The organism is uncultured Flavonifractor sp. (genome assembly GCF_944383115.1).
Taxonomy (GTDB): Bacteria; Bacillota; Clostridia; order Oscillospirales; family Oscillospiraceae; genus Flavonifractor.
Genome location: NZ_CALWOJ010000102.1, coordinates 1 through 6,601 on the forward strand (window position 1 = coordinate 1; position 6,601 = coordinate 6,601).

At 58.3% G+C, this 6,601-nt stretch carries 10 protein-coding genes and 1 pseudogene; 8 read left to right on the top strand and 3 right to left on the bottom strand.

The window, feature by feature from the left end:
* On the top strand, positions 1–159 hold a 159-nt coding region (locus Q0K43_RS09565), incomplete at its 5' end, for a sigma factor-like helix-turn-helix DNA-binding protein (protein WP_297290324.1).
* Positions 160–230: 71 nt separating this feature from the next.
* Complete coding sequence (locus tag Q0K43_RS09570) at positions 231–512, top strand: zinc-ribbon domain containing protein (RefSeq protein ID WP_204705998.1); 282 nt, start codon at positions 231–233, stop codon at positions 510–512.
* Between the two features lie 42 nt (positions 513–554).
* On the opposite strand, the gene Q0K43_RS09575 is transcribed toward Q0K43_RS09570, so the two are convergent.
* The 3 genes from Q0K43_RS09575 to Q0K43_RS09585 all read right to left on the bottom strand — a co-directional run bounded on the left by Q0K43_RS09575 (position 555) and on the right by Q0K43_RS09585 (position 2,205).
* Positions 555–1,160 carry a manganese catalase family protein gene (locus Q0K43_RS09575; protein ID WP_297290316.1) on the bottom strand — a complete coding sequence of 202 codons (606 nt, stop codon included), beginning with the start codon at positions 1,158–1,160 and terminating at the stop codon, positions 555–557.
* Positions 1,160–1,630 carry a spore coat protein CotJB gene (locus tag Q0K43_RS09580; protein ID WP_297290317.1) on the bottom strand — a complete coding sequence of 157 codons (471 nt, stop codon included), beginning with the start codon at positions 1,628–1,630 and terminating at the stop codon, positions 1,160–1,162. The genes Q0K43_RS09575 and Q0K43_RS09580 overlap by 1 nt, the downstream gene beginning before the upstream one ends.
* A gap of 107 nt (positions 1,631–1,737) precedes the next feature.
* On the bottom strand, positions 1,738–2,205 hold the full coding sequence (locus tag Q0K43_RS09585) for a YhcH/YjgK/YiaL family protein (RefSeq protein ID WP_297290318.1): 468 nt from the start codon (positions 2,203–2,205) through the stop codon (positions 1,738–1,740).
* A 142-nt stretch (positions 2,206–2,347) separates the two neighbouring features.
* Here Q0K43_RS09585 and Q0K43_RS09590 point away from each other — a divergent pair, with 142 nt between their 5' ends.
* From Q0K43_RS09590 to Q0K43_RS09615, 6 genes and pseudogenes are all read left to right on the top strand, one after another.
* Complete coding sequence (locus tag Q0K43_RS09590; protein WP_297290319.1) at positions 2,348–3,052, top strand: N-acetylmuramoyl-L-alanine amidase; 705 nt, start codon at positions 2,348–2,350, stop codon at positions 3,050–3,052.
* Positions 3,053–3,116: 64 nt separating this feature from the next.
* Entirely contained in the window at positions 3,117–4,481 is a 1,365-nt protein-coding gene (radA, locus tag Q0K43_RS09595; protein ID WP_297290320.1) for a DNA repair protein RadA, read from the top strand.
* Between the two features lie 89 nt (positions 4,482–4,570).
* Complete coding sequence (locus Q0K43_RS09600) at positions 4,571–4,777, top strand: DUF1858 domain-containing protein (RefSeq protein ID WP_087188762.1); 207 nt, start codon at positions 4,571–4,573, stop codon at positions 4,775–4,777.
* Between the two features lie 54 nt (positions 4,778–4,831).
* The gene (locus Q0K43_RS09605) at positions 4,832–5,545 is read left to right on the top strand and encodes a tRNA (adenine(22)-N(1))-methyltransferase (protein ID WP_297290321.1); all 714 of its coding nucleotides are present in this window, start codon (positions 4,832–4,834) and stop codon (positions 5,543–5,545) included.
* Entirely contained in the window at positions 5,533–6,330 is a 798-nt protein-coding gene (locus Q0K43_RS09610; RefSeq protein WP_297290322.1) for a Nif3-like dinuclear metal center hexameric protein, read from the top strand. The genes Q0K43_RS09605 and Q0K43_RS09610 overlap by 13 nt, the downstream gene beginning before the upstream one ends.
* Before the next feature lie 71 nt (positions 6,331–6,401).
* Positions 6,402–6,601, top strand: a pseudogene (locus Q0K43_RS09615) (YebC/PmpR family DNA-binding transcriptional regulator); the annotation flags it as partial.

Below are 6,601 nucleotides of genomic sequence, written 5' to 3' on the forward strand. Positions count from 1 at the left end.
TTCGAGGCAAGCGTACTTCGGTTGTATCTGAACGGTTTGTCCTACTCCGAAATTGCAGCCGAGGTAAATAAGTCCCCCAAATCGGTGGACAACGCTGTGCAGCGCATCCGGCGCAAGCTGGCGCAGCAAACATCATCCGGCGATATCAGCGATAGCTGAACGCAATATTAAACTGACCCAGCACATGGATCATCCGGACCTGGGCAAAGAAGCAAAGAGAGGGTAACATCATGTACGAAGACAAGACTCTTGTATGTAAGGAATGTGGCCAGGAGTTCGTGTTCACCGCTGGTGAGCAGGAATTCTACGCTGAGCGCGGCTTCCAGAACGAGCCCCAGCGCTGCAAGGCCTGCCGCGACGCCCGCAAGGCTGCTTCCCGCGGCCCCCGCGAGTATTTCACTGCCACCTGCGCTGCTTGCGGCGGCGAGGCCAAGGTGCCCTTTGAGCCCAAGTCCGATCGTCCTGTTTATTGCAGCGATTGTTTTGCTCGTATGCGCGGCGAGCAGAACTAATGGTTTGAAAGGAAAGGCCGCCCCATTAGGGGCGGCCTTTTTTTATCGTTTTACGCCATCAAATGCGGGATTGGTAAAATAGACGTTCTTCTGATCCATTTTTTCTTTGGCCAGGCGCACCGCCTCGCCGAAGCGCTGGAAGTGGACGATCTCCCGCTCCCGCAGGAAGCGGATCACGTCGCTGACGTCGGGATCGTCGCTGAGGCGCAGGATGTTGTCATAAGTGACCCGCGCTTTTTGTTCAGCTGCCATGTCCTCGGTGAGGTCGGCAATCACATCTCCCTTGACGCCGATACCGGCGGCGTTCCAGGGAGCGCCGGAGGCGGCTGTGGGGTAGATGCCGGTGGTGTGGTCCACAAAATAGGGAGCGAAGCCACCCTCTCTCAGCTGCTCCTGGGTGAGTCCCCGGGTCAGTTGATGGACGATGGCACCGATCATTTCCAGGTGGCCCAGTTCTTCGGTACCGATGTCGGTGAGCAGGCCCTTCAGTTCGGGATAGGGCATGGCGTACCGCTGGGACAGATAGCGCAGAGAGGCACCCAGCTCGCCGTCAGGTCCGCCGTACTGGCTGATGACCCAGGCGGCCAGCTTGGGGTTGGGGGTCTTGATGCGCACGGGGTATTGCAGCTTCTTCTCGTATTGGAACATTACTTGGCCCCTCCTTCGGTGTCATGCTGCCAGGGCCAGGGGCCGTCCAGCCATGCGGCCCAGCTCTCGGCATTGGCGGCGGCGCTCTGGGTCAGAGGACCATGCTTTGCTTCATAGGCTTTGCGCGCCTCCGCTTCCAGGTTGGAGTATTTGCGAAAGAGTGCAAATGCTTCCTGATCGTCCTGATGGGTGTCAAGATAAAGGCCCAGTTCCAGAAGCATAAATTCAAGGGCCTGAAGTTCCGCCATCTGGGTGCCAAGCACTTTGACGGCTTCCGCTTTGATCTGGAAAGGCAGGTTCAGGCCGGGGAACAGGGTGCCGTTTGCCAGGGCCTCCTGTTGGGTATATCGTTTAGGGTTGTTCTGCTGAAACGGCACATAGGGGACGGCCAAAGGCGCGCACTCAGGCAGTACGCCGCAGCTGTCGTCGCAGGTGCCGGGATTGTTCTGCTGGTTGTTCTCGGGATACAAGGGGTGTCCCTCCTCTTATGGATTGGGACGGGACGGGAGCCCCGTCCGTTCTATCCTATGCACAACGCGGTAAAAAGGCCCCTGCCTACTTGGGCAGGGGCCTGGAGTCAGGACAATTTTACCTTTGCAACAATGACCTTTACGGAAGCGGGTGCATCCAACGCTACCCGAGGCGCATGGAGATCCTGGGGCCAGACAATATAGAAGGTACCGGGACGGATCGTGAGCGTATCCCAGTCGGTGGTAAAAAACTGGATATCGGGGGTATACTCACTCAGCTGTGTAAGAGATGCGTCGGGCAGGGAGTAGCCCATCTTCTCGGCTCCGGACACCACATACTGGATGTCGGCATAGTCCCGGTGACATTCCAGTTTGCAGTCCGACGGGAACTTTGTGATCACGTCGAACCGGGTGGCGTATAAATTGTCGCCGTCGATGTCCACCCGCTGGCCGGGGGTCAGGCTATCTGGGTCCACCTTTGCCAGCCATTCCAGGGCCTGCTGAAACCGGTGGCCCAGACCATAGTATTGAGATGCGTTTTCAATTTTATCAATGACCAATGGGATCACCTCCACGGTTGTTGTCTCCATCTTAGCGCGGCAAGGCCAAAAAGGCAACCAGAAATTTGGACAAGCGTTCCGCTTCGTGGTACAATATCCACAGCTCTTCTATTGGGAGAGAGACCGGCATATCCTCCTTTCAGAAGGGGGAAGCGGTATGAAACGTGTGGGACGGTGGGCCTTGTTGTGGGTCCTGATGTTGTCTACAGCATATTATCTGGCGCTCTGGCCGGGACAGACGGTGCAGACTATGAACACCAGAAACCCGCGGCCTACTCTGGTTCTGGATGCCGGACATGGCGGGGAAGATGGAGGCGCGGTGTCCATTACCGGCGTTCCGGAAAGCGCCATCAATTTGGCCATTACTGAAAAGCTGGATCTTATCCTGGGGCTATGCGGACGGGCGCCCAAGGTGCTGCGTCAGGAGGATGTTTCGCTTCACGATCCGGAGGCGGACACCCTGCGGGAGAAAAAAAGCTCCGATCTGAAGAACCGGGTGGCTGCGGTGGAGGAGACGGAGCATGCCGTATTGCTGAGTATTCATCAGAACATGTTTACCAACGCAAAATACCACGGGGCCCAGGTGTTTTTTGCGCCCACACCGGGCAGTCAGGAATTTGCCGTCCACACCCAGCAGATCCTGCGGCAGTCGGTGGATCCGGCCAATGAACGGCAGGCAAAACCCATACCTGATACCGTTTACTTAATGAGTCACATCTCATGCCCTGCCATTTTGGTGGAGTGCGGTTTTTTGTCCAACCCGGAAGAGGAGGAAAAGCTGCGCTCAGACGCCTATCAGATTCAGCTTGCCGCCGCTTTGGCGGGCGCGTGGCTGCAATATGAGGAGAATTTCATCCCGTAGGGGAGAGGTTAATCTCCGCCCGCCGGAGACCCATACCACAAAAGAAGGGGAGGACCATCCACCCATGAAAGCAAAGACTATGTTTTACTGTACGGAATGCGGCAACGAACTTCCAAAATGGGCGGGGCAATGCCCTGCCTGCAAGGCGTGGAACACCATTGTGGAGCAGCCTGCCGAGACGAAACGAAGAGGCCCCGCCGCACCGGCGGCCGGGGAACGACGGGGGAGTCTCAAACCCCGGCTGATGGATGAAGTGGAGACCACCCAAGAATTGCGGTTCCAGACCGGTATGAATGAGCTGGATCGGGTGCTGGGCGGTGGCGCCGTCCAGGGTTCCCTGGTGCTGGTAGGAGGCGCGCCCGGCATTGGTAAATCCACACTCATGCTTCAGATATGTCAGAACCTGTGCCGTTTTGCCAAAGTACTCTATGTCTCCGGCGAGGAATCGGAGCGGCAGATCAAACTGCGGGCTGAGCGTCTGGGCGTCCAGGGCAGGGAACTTTATCTGCTGGCAGAGACCAACCTGGATGATGTTGTAGAGGCGGTGAATGAACTCCGGCCGGATGTACTGATCGTGGATTCCATACAGACCATGTATAATGGCGAGTTGTCTGCCGCTCCCGGCAGCATTGGCCAGGTGAAAGATTGCACAATGGCTCTGATGAATCTAGCCAAGGGCCGGGGAATCACCGTTTTTGTGATCGGCCACGTCAATAAAGAAGGTTCTATTGCCGGCCCGAAGGTGCTGGAACACATGGTGGATTGCGTCCTTTATTTTGAGGGAGAAGGGCAAAATTCCTACCGTATCCTTCGGGCGGCGAAGAATCGCTTTGGCGCCACCAACGAGATCGGCGTGTTCGAGATGGGGGATAGCGGACTGACTGAGGTTCCAAATCCATCGGAAATGCTCCTTTCCGGCCGGCCCCAGGATACCCCCGGCACCTGTGTTACCTGCGTCATGGAAGGAGTGCGTCCGGTGCTGGCGGAGGTTCAGGCTCTGCTGGCCCCCACCAGCTTCAACGTACCCCGGCGTACCTGTAACGGCTTTGACTTCAACCGGGCCAACCTGCTGCTGGCGGTGCTGGAGAAGCGGGGCGGACTGATGGTCAGTTCCTGTGACGCCTATATTAACGTCATCGGCGGCCTCAACCTGGACGAACCTGCAGCCGATCTGGCAATGGTAGTGGCGCTAGCCTCCAGCTTCCGCGACCGGCCGGTTCCCGGAGATTTGGCTGCCATCGGGGAGGTGGGTCTCACCGGTGAGCTGCGGTCGGTAAACGCCCTGAGTCAGCGGCTCAGTGAGGTACATCGTCTGGGCTTTACCAAGTGCATGGTACCGCAGCGCACTGGGGCCAAACTGGAGGTGCCCGATGGGCTCCAACTCATCAAGGTGCGCAACATCCGGGAAGCCCTGGCTTTTTTGGCATGAATTTTTTCGGATTGACCAACTCTCTCTTGCAAAAAGGGGGAAAATCGGATATACTACCGATATCCTAGAAATTTGGAGGTATTCCCTTTATGGCTCAGATCACCAAAGATACCATCATCGGCGATATCCTGGACATCGCGCCTGAGACCGCACCCATTTTCCTGTCCATCGGCATGCACTGCCTGGGCTGCCCCTCTTCCCGGGGCGAGACTGTGGAGGAAGCCTGCATGGTTCACGGCGTGGACGTGGACGAGCTGCTGGCCAAGATCAACGCCAGCGTGGGCGCTGCTCAGTAACATGGTCAAAAAAGGAGCGGTCAAACCGCTCCTTTTTTCGTAGGAGGTGACGTCATGCGACTGATGGAACTGACGCCCCGGCTGCGTTCGGTGGCCGATCTGGTACCCAAGGGAGCAAAATTTGCCGATGTTGGTACCGATCATGCCTATCTGCCGGTATGGCTGCTCCAAAGAGGCATCATCGACCATGCACTGGCGTGCGATCTGCGGCGGGGACCTCTGGAGCGGGCCAGGGCTACGGCGGAGAAGTACAGTCTGACAGAACATATGGACTTTCGGCTGTGCGATGGCCTTGCGGGGGTGCGCCCCGGAGAGGCAGACACCATCGCCATTGCCGGTATGGGTGGCGAGACCATCGCCGCAATCCTGTCCGCTGCTTCCTGGGTGTGGCGTGAGGGCAGCCTGCTGCTGCTCCAGCCCATGAGCGCCCAGCCCCAGCTGCGGCTGTGGCTCCAGCAACACGGCTACACCATTGCCCGGGAAATCCTGACCCGGGAAGGGGATACCATTTATACCACCTTCCAGGTACAGTCCGGACCCATGCCGGAGCTGACCGCCGGTGAGCTGTGGGCGGGCCGGCAGAGCAGGGGGGAGGCCGCCCCTCTGCGGAGCGAATACTTAAACCGGCTGATCGACCAGACCGGACGGGCGGTGGAGGGGCTGCGACGTTCCACCCGGAGCGCCGACGCCGGGCGTCTGGAGGACATGGAGCGGGCCCACCGGGGCCTGCTGGAACTGCGAGAGGAGTGGCTGTCATGGCAACAGTAAGAGAGATCTATCAGTACCTGGATGGGCTGGCCCCCTTTTCCCTCCAGATGGACTTTGACAACGCGGGCTTCCTGGTGGGCCGGGGGGATCGGACCGTGGACAAAATCCTGGTGAGTCTGGATATTACGGAGGAAGTGGTGTCCGAAGCGGTAGAGCTGGGCTGTCAGCTCATCGTATCTCACCATCCGGTGATCTTTTTCCCCGCCAAGTCAGTGACCGACACCACCCCCGACGGGCGTATTCTGCTCTCCCTGGTGGAGTATAACATCGCCGCCATTTGCGCCCACACCAACCTGGATGCGGTGAGCGGCGGGGTTAACGACGCTTTGGCCCAGAGGCTGGGACTGACCAACATCGAACAGCTCAAGCAGGACGGAGTGGATTCCTCCGGGCGGCCCTACGGCATCGGTCGGGTGGGCAACACCGCCGGGGTACCCATGTATGTCCCTGCCTTTGCTGCCTTCGTAAAAGAAGTGTTGGGTGCAAACGGAGTGCGGTTTGTGGATGCCCGCCGCCCGGTGCGCCGGGTAGCCGTGGGGGGCGGAGCCTGTTCGGATATGATGAAGGATGCCATTGCCCTGGGCTGCGACACCTTTGTGACCGCCGATGTGAAGTATAACGGATTTTTGGACGCCAAAGCCCTGGGACTGAACCTCATCGACGCGGGCCATTATCCCACCGAGCAGGTGGTGGTACCGGTGCTGGCCAAATGGCTGGCCGATGGATTGCCCAAAGTGGAGGTATACACCACTCAGCGCCATAAAGAGGTCTTTTCTTACCTGTGAGGGGTTGTCAAGCAGCTGAAAAAGTGATAAACTATTTGCGCTGATTTTCGACGAGAAGGGAACGAGTACCAATGTCAGGACATTCCAAGTGGCATAATATTCAGAAGACCAAGGGCGCGGCCGACGCCAAGCGCTCCCAGATCTTCACCAAGATCGCCCGCGAGATGATCGTGGCCGTCAAGACCGGCGGCAGCGGCGACCCCAACAACAACTCCCGCCTGGCCACCGTTATCGCCAAGGCCAAGGCGGCCAATATGCCCAACGACAACAT

Coding starts and splice junctions, on each gene's coding strand:
- Q0K43_RS09590 (WP_297290319.1), top strand. CDS start 2,348: ATGAAACGTGTGGGACGGTGGGCCTTGTTGTGGGTCCTGATGTTGTCT.
- Q0K43_RS09605 (WP_297290321.1), top strand. CDS start 4,832: ATGCGACTGATGGAACTGACGCCCCGGCTGCGTTCGGTGGCCGATCTG.
- Q0K43_RS09610 (WP_297290322.1), top strand. CDS start 5,533: ATGGCAACAGTAAGAGAGATCTATCAGTACCTGGATGGGCTGGCCCCC.
- radA (WP_297290320.1), top strand. CDS start 3,117: ATGAAAGCAAAGACTATGTTTTACTGTACGGAATGCGGCAACGAACTT.
- Q0K43_RS09570 (WP_204705998.1), top strand. CDS start 231: ATGTACGAAGACAAGACTCTTGTATGTAAGGAATGTGGCCAGGAGTTC.
- Q0K43_RS09600 (WP_087188762.1), top strand. CDS start 4,571: ATGGCTCAGATCACCAAAGATACCATCATCGGCGATATCCTGGACATC.
- Q0K43_RS09575 (WP_297290316.1), bottom strand. CDS start 1,160: ATGTTCCAATACGAGAAGAAGCTGCAATACCCCGTGCGCATCAAGACC.